Source organism: Flavobacterium rarum (SeqCode) (assembly GCF_965234445.1).
GTDB lineage: Bacteria > Bacteroidota > Bacteroidia > Flavobacteriales > Flavobacteriaceae > Flavobacterium > Flavobacterium rarum.
The window spans coordinates 100,835-117,788 of the sequence record NZ_OZ248505.1; the positions used below are offsets into that span (position 1 = coordinate 100,835).

10 protein-coding genes and 3 tRNA genes are annotated in these 16,954 nt (G+C 31.0%); 7 read left to right on the top strand and 6 right to left on the bottom strand.

Annotated features, from left to right (window positions below):
- Together rimK and AC8GF4_RS16555 are read right to left on the bottom strand one after the other, a co-directional pair.
- Positions 1 to 1,371, bottom strand: a complete 1,371-nt coding sequence (gene rimK / locus AC8GF4_RS16550) for a 30S ribosomal protein S6--L-glutamate ligase (RefSeq protein ID WP_506596233.1) — start codon at positions 1,369 to 1,371, stop codon at positions 1 to 3.
- Positions 1,372 to 1,510: 139 nt separating this feature from the next.
- Positions 1,511 to 4,078: an ATP-dependent Clp protease ATP-binding subunit gene (locus tag AC8GF4_RS16555; protein WP_506596235.1), complete on the bottom strand. Its 2,568-nt coding sequence runs from the start codon at positions 4,076 to 4,078 to the stop codon at positions 1,511 to 1,513.
- A 262-nt stretch (positions 4,079 to 4,340) separates the two neighbouring features.
- Between AC8GF4_RS16555 and gyrA the strand changes: the two genes are divergently transcribed.
- The 3 genes from gyrA (at position 4,341) to AC8GF4_RS16570 (ending at position 10,498) form a co-directional block, all read left to right on the top strand.
- Positions 4,341 to 6,986 (top strand): DNA gyrase subunit A, encoded by a 2,646-nt coding sequence (gene gyrA / locus AC8GF4_RS16560; RefSeq protein WP_506596237.1) that lies wholly within the window; start codon positions 4,341 to 4,343, stop codon positions 6,984 to 6,986.
- A 38-nt stretch (positions 6,987 to 7,024) separates the two neighbouring features.
- Positions 7,025 to 8,293, top strand: a complete 1,269-nt coding sequence (locus AC8GF4_RS16565) for a tetratricopeptide repeat protein (RefSeq protein ID WP_506596239.1) — start codon at positions 7,025 to 7,027, stop codon at positions 8,291 to 8,293.
- Positions 8,294 to 9,433: 1,140 nt separating this feature from the next.
- A complete protein-coding gene (locus tag AC8GF4_RS16570; protein WP_506596241.1) occupies positions 9,434 to 10,498 on the top strand; it encodes a tetratricopeptide repeat protein in 1,065 nt (354 codons plus the stop codon).
- Between the two features lie 279 nt (positions 10,499 to 10,777).
- On the opposite strand, the gene AC8GF4_RS16575 is transcribed toward AC8GF4_RS16570, so the two are convergent.
- Positions 10,778 to 11,539 (bottom strand): C40 family peptidase, encoded by a 762-nt coding sequence (locus AC8GF4_RS16575; RefSeq protein ID WP_506596242.1) that lies wholly within the window; start codon positions 11,537 to 11,539, stop codon positions 10,778 to 10,780.
- 115 nt (positions 11,540 to 11,654) lie between these two features.
- The gene (locus tag AC8GF4_RS16580; protein WP_506596244.1) at positions 11,655 to 12,836 is read right to left on the bottom strand and encodes an acetyl-CoA C-acyltransferase; all 1,182 of its coding nucleotides are present in this window, start codon (positions 12,834 to 12,836) and stop codon (positions 11,655 to 11,657) included.
- Between the two features lie 456 nt (positions 12,837 to 13,292).
- Here AC8GF4_RS16580 and AC8GF4_RS16585 point away from each other — a divergent pair.
- From AC8GF4_RS16585 to AC8GF4_RS16600, 4 genes are all read left to right on the top strand, one after another.
- Positions 13,293 to 13,376, top strand: a tRNA-Ser gene (locus AC8GF4_RS16585).
- Between the two features lie 76 nt (positions 13,377 to 13,452).
- Positions 13,453 to 13,527: transfer RNA gene (locus AC8GF4_RS16590), tRNA-Pro, on the top strand.
- 20 nt (positions 13,528 to 13,547) lie between these two features.
- Positions 13,548 to 13,621: transfer RNA gene (locus AC8GF4_RS16595), tRNA-Arg, on the top strand.
- A gap of 325 nt (positions 13,622 to 13,946) precedes the next feature.
- Complete coding sequence (locus tag AC8GF4_RS16600) at positions 13,947 to 14,603, top strand: M15 family metallopeptidase (protein ID WP_506596245.1); 657 nt, start codon at positions 13,947 to 13,949, stop codon at positions 14,601 to 14,603.
- Positions 14,604 to 15,204: 601 nt separating this feature from the next.
- Here AC8GF4_RS16600 and AC8GF4_RS16605 read toward each other — a convergent pair.
- Both AC8GF4_RS16605 and AC8GF4_RS16610 read right to left on the bottom strand, forming a co-directional pair.
- The gene (locus AC8GF4_RS16605) at positions 15,205 to 15,771 is read right to left on the bottom strand and encodes a hypothetical protein (protein WP_506596247.1); all 567 of its coding nucleotides are present in this window, start codon (positions 15,769 to 15,771) and stop codon (positions 15,205 to 15,207) included.
- Between the two features lies 1 nt (position 15,772).
- The gene (locus tag AC8GF4_RS16610; RefSeq protein WP_506596249.1) at positions 15,773 to 16,954 is read right to left on the bottom strand and encodes a THUMP-like domain-containing protein; all 1,182 of its coding nucleotides are present in this window, start codon (positions 16,952 to 16,954) and stop codon (positions 15,773 to 15,775) included.

Sequence of the window (16,954 nt, forward strand, 5' to 3'; positions counted from 1 at the left end):
TTACTTAATTTTAAAGTTCTTTTCAATAGCTTTTATCATTTCTCCAGCAATGTCTTTGTTGGTAGCACCTTCAATTCCTTCCAAACCAGGTGAGGAATTGACTTCAAGTAATAATGGCCCTTTTGCCGAACGAATGATATCTACACCAGCTACTTTCAAATCCATAGCTTTGGCTGCTTTAATTGCTATTTTTTTTTCTTCAGGTGTAACTTTAATTATTGATGCAGTTCCACCAAGATGAATATTGGCCCTAAATTCACCAGGCATAGCTTCTCTTTGGATAGCGGCTACTACTTTTCCGTCAATTACAAAACAACGAATGTCTTTTCCATTGGCTTCTTTGATGAATTCTTGCACCAAAATATTGGCATTTAAACTTTTGAAAGCATTAATTACACTTTCTGCTGCTTTTTTGGTTTCGGCCAATACAACTCCTTTTCCTTGAGTTCCTTCTAATAATTTTACAATTAGAGGAGAACCGCCAACCATTTTTATTAAGTTGTCTGTATCCAAAGGGGAGTTGGCAAAACCAGTTGTTGGAATGTCAACACCATGATTTAGTAATAATTGTAATGAAAACAACTTGTCTCTCGATTGTGTGATTGCAGTAGAGGAGTTTAGGCAAAATACTTTAAGAGCCTCAAATTGTCTAGTTAAAGCACAGCCATAAAAAGTTATACTTGGCCGAATTCTTGGAATAATGGCGTCAAACTGATTTAATATTTTTCCGCCACGATAATGAATTTCTGGGGTTTTGGCATCCAATTTCATGTAGCACTCCTTAATATTTAAAAAATGCATTTCATGTCCTCGCATTTCTCCAGCTTCCATTATGCGTTTGTTACTGTATAATTCTGGATTACTAGCCAAAAGACCAATGCGCAATCCTGAACTAGCTTTTTCCGAATTAACATACAATTCTTTTAAACTTTCGGGAGTAGGTTGTCCTAAAAGATATTTTTGTTCTGGATCTACCAAAATTCTCCCACTCATAGCTTCGCGTCCCAAAAGCATCCTGAAACCCATCGAATCTCGATTTGTCAAAGTCATTTCGATTGGCCATTTCGAATCGCCTATAGCCAGATTGGTCTGGATAACATAACGATGTTCTCTAAAACCACTAGAGCTTTTTACAATACGCTTGTCAACCAAAGGCGCTTCGCAATGTATAACTGTTTTTATGTTGTTTTGAATAGGGTTAATGTCAAACTTAACCCAATTGGCTTCGTTTTTTATAAAAGGAGCAATGTTGATTGCATGAAGAGCAGATGTTTTAGCACCTGAATCAACTCGTGCTTTTATTGTTGGAATTCCTAATTCTGGAAAAGAGCACCATTCTTCACTACCCAGTATAACTTTATTTTGAAGCATAAAATAATTTTAGTTGAAATTTTATAATAGTATCAAATGTAAATATTTGTTTTTAAAAAATACGATAAATTCATATAAAGAATAAACCCGTTATGTTATTAAAACGTAACGGGTTTGTAAATATGTGATTTGATCTAAATTATTGATTTGTAGGCTCTTCGGCTTGATTTGAAGGTTCTTCTGCTTTTTGAACTTTTACAGTCAATTCTTGAGCTCCTTCTTCTATATCCATAAAGATTTCGTCACCAGAAGTTATTTTTGAAGTTATAATTTCTTCAGCAAGTGCATCTTCTACATATTTTTGAATGGCTCTTTTTAGTGGCCTAGCTCCAAATTGCTTGTCAAATCCTTTATCTGCAATAAAAGCTTTTGCTTTATCAGAAAGATTCAATTGATAGCCAAGTTCTTTAACACGGTCAACTAATTTTTTTAATTCGATTTCGATAATTAAATTAATATCTTCTTTTTCTAATGTATTAAACACAATCACATCATCAATCCTATTTAAAAACTCAGGTGCAAATGTTTTTTTCAAAGCGTTTTCAATGATACTTTTCGAATTGTCATCAGCTTGTGCTACTTTGGCGGCTGTTCCAAATCCAACTCCTTGTCCGAAATCTTTCAATTGACGAGCTCCAACATTTGAAGTCATAATGATAATAGTATTCTTGAAATCAATTTTACGTCCTAAACTGTCAGTCAAATATCCATCATCCAATACTTGTAACATCATATTGAAAACATCTGGATGTGCTTTCTCAATCTCATCTAGCAATACTACACAATAGGGTTTTCTGCGAACTTTTTCGGTTAATTGGCCACCTTCTTCATAACCAACGTATCCCGGAGGCGCTCCAACTAATCTTGAAATTGCAAATTTTTCCATGTATTCGCTCATGTCTATTCGAACTAAAGCATCTTCGGAATCAAATAATTCTTTGGCAAGAACTTTGGCCAATTGTGTTTTTCCAACTCCGGTTTGTCCCAAGAAAATAAACGAACCAATTGGTCGATTAGGATCTTTCAATCCTGCGCGATTTCTTTGAATTGAACGGGCAATTTTTAAGACTGCTTCGTTTTGACCAATTACTTTGTTCTGAATTAATTCTGGTAACTTAGCTAATTTGTTGCTTTCAGTTTGTGCAATACGGTTTACAGGAATTCCAGTCATCATAGAAACAACATCGGCAACATTATCTTCAGTTACAAGAATTCGATTGTTTTTTGAATCTTCTTCCCATTGTTCTTGAGCTATAGCTAAATCTTTTTCTAACTTTTTTTCGTCATCTCGTAGTTTTGCAGCTTCTTCGTATTTTTGTTTCTTAACTACAAGATTTTTTAATTCACGTACTTCTTCCAATTGACGTTCCAAGTCCAAAATTTGTTTGGGAACATCAATATTGGTTATGTGTACTCTAGATCCTGCTTCGTCTAACGCATCGATGGCTTTGTCCGGTAAAAAACGCTCGGACATATAACGATTTGTTAATTTTACACAAGCTTCAATTGCTTCTGGTGTATAAGTAACATTATGGTGATCTTCGTATTTGTCTTTTATGTTGTTCAAAATAGTAATTGTTTCTTCAACAGATGTTGGTTCAACAATAACTTTCTGAAAACGTCTTTCTAAAGCGCCATCTTTCTCGATATATTGACGGTACTCATCCAAAGTAGTAGCTCCGATGCATTGAATTTCGCCTCTTGATAAAGCGGGTTTAAACATATTTGATGCGTCTAGTGACCCTGTAGCACCACCTGCACCAACGATAGTGTGGATTTCGTCAATGAAAAGAATGATATCGTCATTTTTTTCCAATTCATTCATAACCGCTTTCATGCGTTCTTCAAACTGTCCACGGTATTTTGTTCCGGCAACTAAGCTTGCCAAATCAAGTGTTACCACTCTTTTGTTGAATAAAATACGAGAAACTTTCTTTTGAATAATTCTCAAAGCAAGTCCTTCTGCAATAGCTGATTTACCAACACCAGGTTCACCAATTAATAGCGGATTGTTTTTTTTACGACGACTTAGAATTTGAGAAACACGTTCAATTTCTTTTTCACGTCCAACTACTGGGTCAAGTTTGCCTTCTTCAGCCATTTCTGTTAAATCTCTTCCAAAATTGTCAAGTACTGGTGTTTTAGATTTTTTATTTGATTTGTTGGCTGGGTTATTAAAATTACCTTCTTTAAGACTGTCATCTTGTCCTGAATCATCATTGTATGATTCGTTTTTTGGTAAGTTTTCTAAAAATTCTTCTTCGTTTGGAGTCATATTAACGTATTGTTCTTTAGCTATATCATAATCTATTTTAAGTTTATTCAATAACTTGGTTGTAGGATCATTTTCATTTCTTAGGATACACAGTAACAAATGTGCAGTGCTAATAGAAGAACTTTGAAAAACTTTTGCTTCTAGAAAAGTAGTTTTCAAAGCCCGTTCCGCTTGACGAGTAAGATGTAAATTTTTCTTTTCTACACTCACTTCTACTCTTGGGCTTGCAGGACTTAATATTTCTACTTTCCTTCGCAAATGATCAAGGTCAATGGATAGATTATTCAGAATATGAATTGCTTTTCCATTACCATCTCTTAGTATTCCCAACATTAAATGCTCGGTACCTATAAAGTCATGCCCTAAACGTAATGCCTCTTCTTTACTATAAGTTATTACGTCTTTTACTCTAGGTGAAAAATTATCATCCATATTTTCTATGTTTATTGTATTGTAAATTTAGTAAATAAGTTAATGAAATACAAAAATCATACCTTAAATAACTAGTTTGGCTAATTGACAAAAAAATAAATAAATTTAAAGTTAAAGTACACTTAATTTATTAACCGAATGACAACAATAATTTGTTAATAAATCAAAAAAAAATATGTTTATTTATAAGTGAAAACATATTGAGAAAGGTTATATTAGCGGGATTTTTTAAAACAAAATAATTTTAATTTAAGAATATATTATGTCTGAAGGAGAAAAGTTAATTCCTATTAACATCGAAGATGAAATGAAAACAGCTTACATCGATTATTCGATGTCAGTAATTGTATCCAGAGCGCTTCCAGATGTTAGAGATGGCTTGAAACCAGTACATCGAAGAGTATTATTTGGAATGCATGATTTAGGGGTTAACTCAAGATCTGCACACAAAAAGTCCGCCAGAATTGTGGGGGAAGTTCTTGGAAAGTATCACCCGCACGGTGATACATCTGTTTATGATGCCATGGTTCGTATGGCTCAAGAATGGAGTATGCGTTATTTGTTGATAGATGGTCAAGGTAACTTTGGTTCTGTAGATGGGGATAGTCCAGCAGCCATGCGTTATACTGAGGCTAGAATGCGTAAAATTTCGGAAGAAATCTTGGCAGATATAGATAAAGAAACAGTTGATTTTAAACTAAATTTTGATGATACACTAGAAGAACCAACAGTAATGCCAACTCGTGTTCCTACTTTATTGATAAATGGAGCAACAGGAATTGCAGTAGGTATGGCTACAAATATGCCTCCTCACAACTTAACGGAAGTAATTAATGGTACTTTGGCCTATATGGACAATAATGACATTGAAGTTGATGAGTTAATGACACATATCAAAGCTCCAGATTTTCCTACTGGAGGAATAATATATGGTTATGAAGGAGTTCGTGAAGCTTTCAAAACAGGAAGAGGAAGGGTAGTAATGCGTGCCAAAGTTGGATTTGAAGAAGTTGACGGAAGAGAAAGTATTATTGTTACCGAAATTCCATACCAAGTTAACAAAGCAGATATGATCAAACGTACTGCTGATTTAGTAAATGAAAAGAAAATTGATGGTATTGCTAATATCCGTGATGAATCGGATAGAAACGGAATGCGTATTGTTTACATCTTAAAACGAGATGCTACACCAAATGTAGTTTTGAATACGCTATATAAATTTACACAATTACAATCTTCTTTCAGTGTAAATAATATTGCTATTGTAAAAGGTCGTCCACAAATGTTGAATCTGAAAGATCTGATTCATTATTTTATTGAACATCGTCATGATGTTGTGACTCGCAGAACGCAATTTGAATTAAAGAAAGCAGAAGCAAGGGCACATATATTAGAAGGGTTGATTATTGCTTCAGATAATATTGATGAAGTAATTGCATTAATCAAAGCGTCGAAAAGTACAGAAGAAGCTAGAGAAAAATTAATCGAACGATTCAATTTGTCGGATATTCAATCTCGTGCTATTGTAGAAATGCGTTTGCGTCAATTGACTGGACTGGAACAAGATAAGTTAAGATCAGAATACGAAGAAATCATGAAGTTAATTGAGCATTTAAAAGCTTTATTAGCAGATGTAAACTTAAGAATTGCTTTGATTAAAGAAGAATTAACTGAAATTCGTGATAAATACGGTGATGAACGTCGTTCTCAAATTGAATATTCAGGAGGTGATGTAAGTATTGAGGATTTAATTGCTGATGAAAATGTTGTAATTACAATATCGCATGCAGGATACATCAAACGAACCAATCTTTCGGAATACAAAACACAAAATAGAGGTGGAGTTGGGCAAAAAAGTGCTGGAACAAGAGATCAAGATTTCTTAGAGCACATGTTTGTTGCGACAAATCACCAATATATGATGTTCTTTACTCAAAAAGGAAAATGTTTCTGGATGCGTGTTTATGAAATACCAGAAGGAAGTAAAACTGCTAAAGGTAGAGCAATTCAGAATCTTGTAAATATTGAAAGTGATGATAAAGTGAAAGCTTTTATTTGTACTCAAGATTTAAAAGATAAAGACTATATCAATAGTCATAACCTTATAATGGTAACTAAAAAAGGACAGGTAAAGAAAACTTCTTTAGAGAAGTATTCTAAGCCTCGAGTAAATGGTGTTGCTGCAATTACTATTAAAGAAGGGGATGAGTTGTTGGAAGCTAAATTAACCAATGGTGAAAGTCAGATTATTTTAGCAGTTAAATCCGGTAAATTAGTTCGATTTGAAGAAACCAAAACACGTCCGATGGGAAGAACGGCCTCTGGAGTAAGAGGTATTACTTTGAAAGATGATTCTGACGAAGTGATAGGTATGGTTACTGTTGATAAAGATAATATTAACGATTCCCAAATCTTAGTAGTAACTGAAAATGGATATGGTAAACGTACCAAATTGGTTGATGAAGATGGTGAAGATGTTTATAGAATTACAAATCGTGGTGGAAAAGGAGTTAAAACACTAAATATTACAGAAAAAACAGGAACACTAATTTCTATAAATGCCGTTACAGATGCAGATGATTTGATGATTATCAATAAATCTGGGTTAACTATTAGAATGGCTATTGAAGATTTACGTGTAATGGGACGTGCTACTCAAGGTGTTAAATTGATAAATCTAAAAGGGAAAGACTCTATTGCAGCTGTTACCAAAGTTATGAAAGACGATGTGGCTGAAGTAGTTGTTGACGAAGATGGTAATGTTATAGAAACAGATGCTATCGAAAGAGTTAAGCCTATTCTAGAAGTTCTAGAAGATGACGGAGTTATAGAAGAAGAGGAAGAAGACGAAGATGAAGAAGTAGAAGAGGATGATTCAGAAGATGATGATTCTGATGATGAAGCTTAAATAAAAGAGAATAGAATAATAAATAAAAATAGATTAATATGAAAAGTAGATATGTAATAATAGCGTCAGCATTATTTTTATCAGCAGCAAGTTTTGCTCAAAAAAATGAAATAAAAGCAGCTGAAAAAGCTATTAAAGGAGGGAATTCTCAAGAAGCAATTACAATTTTGAATGGTGCAGAATACTTAATGACTAATGCTCAAGAAGTAGAAAAAGCACAGTATCATTTTGTAAAAGGTAATGCATATTTGGATTTGGCAAGTAAAAATGTAGAAGAAGGTAAAAATTTGAGTCTTGCTGCAAAGTCGTATCAGGAATTGTTAGAATTAGAAAAAGCTTCTGGTAAAGTTAAATATTCAACACAAGCAGCAACTTCAATCACTGAGATTAAGGGGAAATTAATAAATTCTGCAATTGCTGACACTAAAGCTTCAAAAGATGCTGACGGTGCTAAGAAATTGTATGAAGCATATATGTTGGATAAGAAAGATACTATAAATCTTTATTATGCAGCGTCTACTTTTGTAAATGCAAAAGACTATGATAATGCACTTAAATTGTATGAAGAGTTAAAAGTATTAAACTATTCGGGTAAAGCAACTTACTATTACGCAGTTAATAAAGTGAATAGTCAAGAAGATTTTTTTAACAATGCAGCGGATAGGGATCGTTTGGTAAAAATGGGAACGCATGAAAAACCTAGAGACGAAAAAATATTGTCAAAAAGAGGAGAAATATACAAAAACGTTGCTTTGATTTATGTTCAAGAAGGTAAAATGGATCTGGCTAAAAAAGCAGTTTCTGATGCCAGAAAAGCAAATCCAGAAGACACTTCTTTAATTCTTACAGAAGCTAATTTATATCTTGAATCTAAAGATATGGAAACCTACAAGAAATTAATTTCTGAAGCATTAGAGAAAAATCCAAACGACGTTGATTTGATTTTTAATCTTGGAGTTGTAAGTGCAGGAGCTAAAAATAATGTAGAAGCTGAAAAATTTTATAATAAAGTTATCGCATTAGATCCAAAATACATTAATGCTTATATTAACATGGCGGCATTGAAATTAGACAATGAAAAAGTAATCATTGACGAAATGAATAAACTAGGTACTTCAACTAATGATATGAAACGTTATGATGTATTGAAAAAACAAAGAGAAGATTTGTTTAGAAGTACTATACCTTATCTTTCAAAAGCTGTAGAATTAGAGCCTAAAAATACGGATGTTGTAAAGACATTGTTGAATGTTTATAGCGCTCTTGAAATGACTACTGAATATAAAGCGTTGAAAGCAAAAATGTAAATAAAATAGAACTAATAAAAAAAATCCTGCATGATAATTATCAATGCAGGATTTTTTTATTGTATTAATTTTCAAGAAGAATTGAAATTATTAGATCTTATACCAAACACATATATAAATTAGTCCAATTATTTATCCTCAACCCAAACTCTCTCCCCAAGACAAGCGTATGATTTGTTTTGCCGCAGATTCGCAGATTTCAAATATAAGTTAATCTATAAATTAGCCACTTACAGCGGAATTAGCGCGAATTAATTTCTTTAAAATTTTATTTTTTTTAAGGAATATTCTGCGTCCCGATAAATATCAGGAGCGGTTGCTTTTTTTACTATTGCTCTCCAAATTAGAATGGGCCTTTGGACTATATAGTATTTGTGTTTGGTATTAAATGAGCTTAGTTTAACCCAGATTCCGCATTAGAAATCTACTGCATCTGAATTCTTTTTCAAAACCAAGAACTTTTTTCACGTTTTATATTTTACATTGGAGTTCAAGATACGCTTCGCTTGATTCTCCTATTTTTAAATTCAAAATACGAAAGTATTACATCTTCAAAAATAGTCCGTGAGCTCTTGCTTTTATTGAATAATTCAGTTTCGTGACGAAGTCTAATGCGGATTCTAGGTTTGAGTTTTTAATATTATGCTTTTATTTGATTATGGAAAATAAAGCATTTCGGAAATTTGTAGTTCCGTTTAATAATTGGAAATATTTTTGGATAAAAGATTAATCAATTGATGAAGGCTGTTTTATTTGATAATTGAAAATCAGTACAAAATATTTGAAATTTCTTTCCAAATTCCACCATTTATATTTTAATTACGAAATCGTTATATTAAAGTTAAAAATTTACGGCTAAATTAGTTGTGTAGTCAAATTTTAATTTTATTTTAGAGCAAAAATTAAGCTATAAATAAAATTGCTTTAAAAAAAACAGCACTGTAGTTTTAATAGTGTTAATTGTATAAATAATATTTTATGTGTTTGAAAATTACAATTAATTTATTTTATTTCTTACATTGTTTACAATTTAATGATTTATATGTTAAATAATTGAAGATAAATTCACAATAAAAAAGTTTGTACTAAGAATGAAAGGTAAACCCCAAATTAAATAATTAACAATTAAACTTAACCCCGATGAAAAGAAAATTTCTAATGCTATCAATAGTATTATTGGTAAATGCTGGAGTGTATGCTCAAAAAGATCAAATTAAAAATGCTCAAATTGATTTTGGTAGTGGAAAGTCGAAAGAAGCATTAGCTACATTAAAATCAGCCGAATATCTTATTATTAACGCAACAGATGAAGACAAGTCAGATTTTTATTTTTTGAAAGGAAATGTTTTAAAAGATTTGGCTTCGAAAAATATTGACATGTCTAATAATTACACATTGGCATCAGGAGCTTATCAAGAATTAATTAATGCTGAAAGTGAGTCAGGTAAATTTAAATATACCTTACAGGCTAATGCATCTTTAAGAGAGATGAAATCATCACTTGTAAATGGAGCGGCCGATGATTATGGAGCTGGTAGATTTAAGGAGGGTTCGGAGAAAAGTTATAAAGTGTATTTATTCGATAAAAAAGATACTCTCAATTTATTCAATGCTGCGTCCTCTGCCATGATGGCCAAAGATTACGATTCAGCTATTAAATATTATGAAGAATTAAAGAAAATTAATTATTCTGGGAAAGGTGTTATTTTTTATGCGTTTAATAAAAAAGCAAAAGTTGAAGAATCTTTTGTTTCTTCAAGTGTTAGAGATGCTGCAATAAAAGCTGAACTTTATGAGAAACCTAGGAATGTAAATTCTCCCTCTAAAAAGTTAGAGATTAATAAAAATTTGGCATTTATTTATTTAGAAAAAAATAATTTATCAAATGCCGAAATTTGCTACAATAAAGTAATTGAGATGGATCCTAATTATATTGATGCCTATATTAATCTTGCTTATGTGAAATTAGAAGGGAAAAAAGTATTTGTAGATCAAATGGCTGCGTTGGGAAATACGCCTCAAGAAATGGATCAATATGATAAATTAAAAATTAAAAAAGATGATTTGATAAGAAGTGCTATTCCTTTTTTAAAGAAAGCATTAGTAATTGAGCCAAAGAATCAAGATGTACTGAAATCACTAATGGGTGTTTATAGGGCATTGGATATGACAAATGAATATAATGCTTTAAAATCTACTATGTAAAAAACTTTACTTTTAAATAAAAAATGCTAGATGATTTCTAGCATTTTTTATTAGTATTAACCCGTTGGGTGAAATTATTTTTTACCGCATAGAAACATAGAATTTATAGTTCTTAAAAGAAAGAGATAGACGTTTTACTATTCACATAGCTATTCTATGTGTGAAATAGTACTATTTCTATTTATTCTTTGCCTATTCAGCATTAATCTATGATTCTATGTGGTTAATTTTTTATTTTATTTGAATTTCACCCAACGGGTTAGTATTAATTCTTTTTGATTATATAATTTTTTTAATTACTCTAAGTTTATGGGTATGTTTGTTTGTTTCTGCATTGTAAATACCTAAATGGTCAATACGATCTATGCGTACTTTGCCACTAGCATGTATTATATAGTTATTTTCCATAATAATACCAACATGAGTAATATTCCCCTCTTCATTATCGAAAAAAGCTAAATCACCAGCTTCACTTTCTTCAATAAAACTTAATGATTCTCCTTGTAAAGCTTGTTGAGATGCATCACGAAATAATTTATGCCCATTTAGCTTATAAATCATTTGAGTGAATCCTGAACAATCAATTCCAAATGGTGTTTTTCCGCCCCATAAATAGGGAGCGTTTAAGTACATAAATGCAAAATTCAAGAGATTTTTCTTGTTTTTAACACCGCTTATTTTTGTTCCTTCAAATTCAAAGTTTGAAGTATTTATTTCATTATAATTTAAAAAAGATAATGAAGCACCCAAAGGTATTGGCATTAATAAGTTTGATGGTCCTGTAATATATTCAATTAAATCTGCATTTAGAATAATAGCTTCTGAGGAGATTTGATTGTAATTTGATTCAGATATTTGTTGACACTGTTTTGAGTCTATCCAGCCTTCATAATTATCAAATTGTAACTTAATTCGAAACCATTGTTTTTGCTGTTCCAAAACTTCAAAATGTTCTCCAAACAAAACTTGAGAAACAATTTCGCTTTTATCGCTAGCTTCTGCACGAAGTGGGATTATGGCTAAATTACAAATTCCAAACATTTATATAAATTAGAAATTAGAAAATACGAATTGAAAATATTGGCAAAATTAATGATTTTCAATTCGTATAGTTTAAAAAAAAGTGTTTTATTCCTAGGTAAAATAAATTAAATTATTAAATATTTCTTTCAATAACAATTGCTGATGCGCCACCACCTCCATTGCAAATAGCGGCAGCACCAATTTTACCATTATTTTGTTCTAAAACATTTAATAAGGTAACAATAATTCGAACACCAGAACAGCCTAAAGGGTGTCCTAATGAAACTGCGCCTCCATTTATATTTACTTTGTCATTCGGTAAACCTAGTATTTTAGCATTGGCTAATCCAACAACCGAAAAAGCTTCATTAAATTCAAAATAATCAACATCATCTATAGATATTCCAGCTTTTGATAATGCTTTCGGAATTGCTTTTGCAGGACTTGTAGTGAACCATTTTGGTTCTTGTGCTGCATCTGCATATCCTTTTATGAAAGCTAAAGGTTTTAGACCTAATGATAATGCCTTTTCTTCTGACATTAAAATTACAGCAGCTGCTCCATCATTTATTGTAGAAGCATTGGCAGCAGTTACAGTTCCGTCTTTTGTAAAAACAGCATTTAAGGTTGGTATTCTATCCAAAGAAACATTAGTGTATTCTTCGTCTTTTGAGAATAAGATTGGTTCGCCTTTTCTTTGCGGAACAGGAACTGGGACAATTTCATTATCAAATTTACCTTCATTCCATGCTTTAGCAGCACGCTCATAAGATTGAATTGCAAAATTATCTTGATCTTCTCTTGTGAAATTATATTCTGTAGCACATAAGTCTGCATAAACTCCCATTGCATTATTGTCATATGCATCTGTAAGGCCGTCTTTTTGCAAACCATCAACCATTGTGCTTGGTCCAAATTTCGTACCATTTCTCAAATGCATATAATGTGGTATCAAACTCATATTTTCCATTCCTCCAGCAACAACAATTTCTGCATCTCCACATTGTATTGCTTGAGCTCCAAGCATTATTGCTTTCATTCCGGAAGCACAAACTTTGTTTACAGTTGTGCATGAAACATCATTAGAAAGTCCGGCATAAATAGCGGCTTGCCTAGCAGGAGCTTGACCAACTCCAGCTTGAACAACATTTCCCATAAAAACTTCATCTACTAAATTTGGATCTAATTGTATTCTATCTAAAGCGCCTTTTATAGCAATAGCTCCTAGTTTTGGTGCAGTAACAGTAGACAATCCTCCCAAAAAACTGCCGATAGGTGTTCTAACTGCAGAAACGATAACAACTCTTTTGTTCATGTTTATGATATGTTGGTTTATAATGCAAATTTAATCTTTTTTTAGTGAATTAAAATGTTTTAGGGAATAATAATGATATTTTATTAGTTAATTCGCTATTAATTGTATTTTTTTGATAGAATCAATAAAGTTTTATTTTAAAAATAGTCTTTGACTTATTGTAATTTAATGAGAACAATAACCAATATATAGTGTTTTTGTTTTAAATTTATATTTAAAGGTATCTATTTAGAAAGTAGTTTAGGATTTTGATTTTTTTAATAAAGGAGTTTTAATTTAATTACAACTTGTAAAACTATGATTTTATTGATTTTATTCGTTTTCTATATGATTGATAGTGAAGTCATTTTAATATTTTATTAAAAAAAAACAAAAAAAAGCATCGAAAAAGTTGTGAGAAACGTAAACATGTCTTAAATTTGCAACCGCAAAACAGGACACGTTTCCTAGGGTTTTGGAGAGGTGCCAGAGTGGTAATGGAGCAGTTTGCTAAACTGTCATCGAGTGATCGGTGCCAGGGTTCGAGTCCCTGTCTCTCCGCTTTTTTTATGTTAAGAATTTTAGCAAAATTCAATATCTTCATTGATATTTCATAATGAAACATAAATTGCATTTTCGGGGTGTAGCGTAGCTCGGTTATCGCGCCTGCTTTGGGAGCAGGAGGCCGCAGGTTCGAATCCTGCCACCCCGACTAGATTATTCAAGAGCAATGGAGGCATAGCTCAGCTGGATAGAGCACCTGCCTTCTAAGCAGGCGGTCGAAGGTTCGAATCCTTCTGCCTTCACAGAGAAACCCACTGATTTCAGTGGGTTTTTTGTGTTTTATACTTTTCGTTATTTTTTTTTTAATTTCTTAAGTTTAAAAAGTTGAAAAAAAGGGTAAATCGTAAAAGTTGGAGGTAAGTAAAAATTTAATCAAACGAATTCAGAAAATGATCATTACTAAAACGTCATAGATCAGCTGGATAGCGCGTCTCGATTAATAATCAGAACAGTCTAAGTTTCGGATCTTTCATTCTTCAATTGAAAATAAGCACTAGAAAGAGTATCTTTTTTTTAAAATACTTTTGTTACTTTTAATTTTTCTATTTTTATTAAAAATTATTAGACATGATTTATTATTTCAAACCTTTTTCAGTTTTCTTTTTTCTTTTTTGCTTAATAAATTGTAATTCGCAATCCATTGAAACCGCTACTGAAAATTTATATACAGTAAGTGATACCACTTTTGTAAATCTAAAGGATTACAGTCAAGATTTTGTGTATGACATGAAATATGCAACTGATGATAATTTTTTGAAAGCGAGAGTATATGATTGTGCCGAATGTTATTTGCGATACAAGACAGTTAAAGCATTGTTAGAAGCAAATCATAAGTTCATGAAAAAGGGATTGAAAATTAAGCTTTTCGATTGCTATCGTCCTTTGGATATTCAAAAAAGAATGTGGGCAATTGTGCCAAATCCCCAATATGTTGCTAATCCAAGCAAAGGTTCAATTCATAATAGAGGAGGAGCTGTTGATATTACTTTGGTAGATTTTGAAGGAAAGGAATTGGATATGGGTACTACTTTTGATTACTTTGGCAAAGAAGCTGGCCATGATTATCCTGAATTTTCAAAAAGTATAAAGTATAATAGAAATCTTTTGAGAAAAGTTATGATTAAAGCTCATTTTAATTCTTTTGACTCCGAATGGTGGCATTATAATTTGAAAACAGGCTTGAATGATTCTGTTTCTAATTTTAAATGGCATTGTGATTTCTAGAAAAACACTTCATTCTATTTTTACTTTTCTTCAAAAAATACTTGTTTTTTATTCTTTTCTAGTTCTTAAGTAGTTGTAAAATTGTTTATAAATAAGGTATTTTTTTCTTGTAAAATTAAAATATTGTTATGTGGTTAGCATTGCGAAAGTTATGAAAACGTAAGTAAAATATTAAAAATACATTTAAAAAATGCATTTCATCGATTATTTTGTTATTTAATTGAATTATATATTTAGTTTTGTCTCATAAATCGCTTAGTTTTAAATGATTTAGTTAATTATAGAAAACAATATACCGGTTTAAGTTTCTTTAATTAAATAACGAGTAATTTTTATTATTAATTAATTTTTTAATTTGATAAAGTATGATGATAACTTTACATAAAAGTTTTTTGAAATGTATTGATCCTGATAATAAATCAGGAATTACATTTGTTGAAGTCGTTTTGGTTGGTTTTTTAGCTCCTCTAATAATTAGAAATGTAAAAAACTATGTTTTCAATAACGAAAAAAATAATAACGAGTAATTTAAAAAAAAAAACATTTTCAATTGGTTTGTATAAACCTTTGAAAATGTTTTGAATTTTTCAGCTATTTTTAATTATTCAACACATCGGATGTTATCCATAAAATATGTTTCTGGTTTGTATATTTTCCCATCCAATTCGGCAGTGAATTCTTTTTTAATTATATAATCTTCGGTTTCTGTAAAGTATTTAATTCGCATTAACGATAAAGGAATTGTTTTTAAATCTTCATAATTCTCTTTTGTAAACATAAAAATTCCAGTTTTCACTCTATTGTCAAAACCTTTGTCATCCCTTATCAAACTTCCACAATTCTCTTGGTCTATATGAATGAGGGTTATAATTTTTCCATTTTGAAGTTGTAAAAATATTTTTGAATTCTTATCAAAGCAATTTGCTTTTATGAAATCCTTACTTTTTTGTATAAATTGTACATTTAGTGTAGGTATTCCATCGGTTAATGCCAAGGAATAAAAAAGATAATTTGAATTACCACCAAAAACTTTTTCACTTATCAAATATTCTTTTGTTGATTTATAAGTTCCAATAGAGTCAGTTACATTTGAGGAGTATTCGCAAGGTTTTTGTGCAAAAAGAGTATTTAAAAAAAGGCAAAAAGTAAGAGTTAAGAGGTTTTTCATTTTATTTTATTTTTGTGCAAATTAAAACAATTTTATTATTATTTATATCAGTTGTAAAAAAACAATATAAGTCTCCACCTTCTTTTATTTTCCATTTTTTTCGAATGCTTTCTACTGAATCTGTGAAATTTCGAGTGGTAATATTTGCTTTTTTATTTTCTAAATGATTTTTCATTTCCATTTTAGTATATGAAATGCTATTTTTAATCTCAAAAATTCGACCTGGAAAATATTTTTGTTTCTCAGAGGTGTATAAATGAGAATGTTTGTGTAGTTTATTTAAATCATAAAACAATCCTATTTGATCAAAACCTCCTGATTTCATTATGGCACTATTAGGCTCGTATAGAAATATTTGAGGTAAACCAAAGTTGGGATGTTTATCATTTTCATCCAAATTGAATTCGAATTTTTCAAACTTTTCTTTTGCAATATTTATTGTTTTTATTGCAATTGGTCCATTATATCCTTTGTTTAATTCCCATAGTAGTTCTTTTACTTCATTGTCAAGTGCTACAATATGTATGGATTTAATATGCTCTAATTCGTTTATTCCAGCTGCAATATCCAAAATTGGTGCTGTTTTTATTAGTATAGAACTGGATTTTTCAAAATAAAAATTTAAATTCTCGGGAACGTTTGGCAAACAGTCTTTTAACATAAATACTTTGCCTTTGATGTCATTCCTTCGGGAAGGATCAATGTAAATCCAGTCCCAATGTGTATTTAAATTTGATAATGTTTCAAAACTATCACCGGCATAACAATTGACATTGTTGGTTTTTAATTGTTTGTAGTTGTGATTAACTATATTTGATAGTTCTGTATTGATCTCACAATGCACAACATTTTTTAATTTTTTTGAAAAAAAGTAATCATCAATACCAAATCCACCAGTTAAATCGATTAAATTTTCACCAGAGACGATAGTTGCTTTGTATAATGCTGTTTTTTCGGAAGAGGTTTGTTCAATAGAGATTTTACTCGGATATATAATGTTTTGAGTCGAAAACCAAGTAGGTAGTTTGTCTTTGGCTTTTGATTTTGCCGCTATTTGATTTAAAATCGTAATCCATTCCATACTTGGAAAAGGATTTTTCTGTAAAGCTAGTTTCGAAACGCTTACTCCAATATTAGAATTTATATAATCTTGTAATTTTGGATCTAAAATATCTAAATTCAA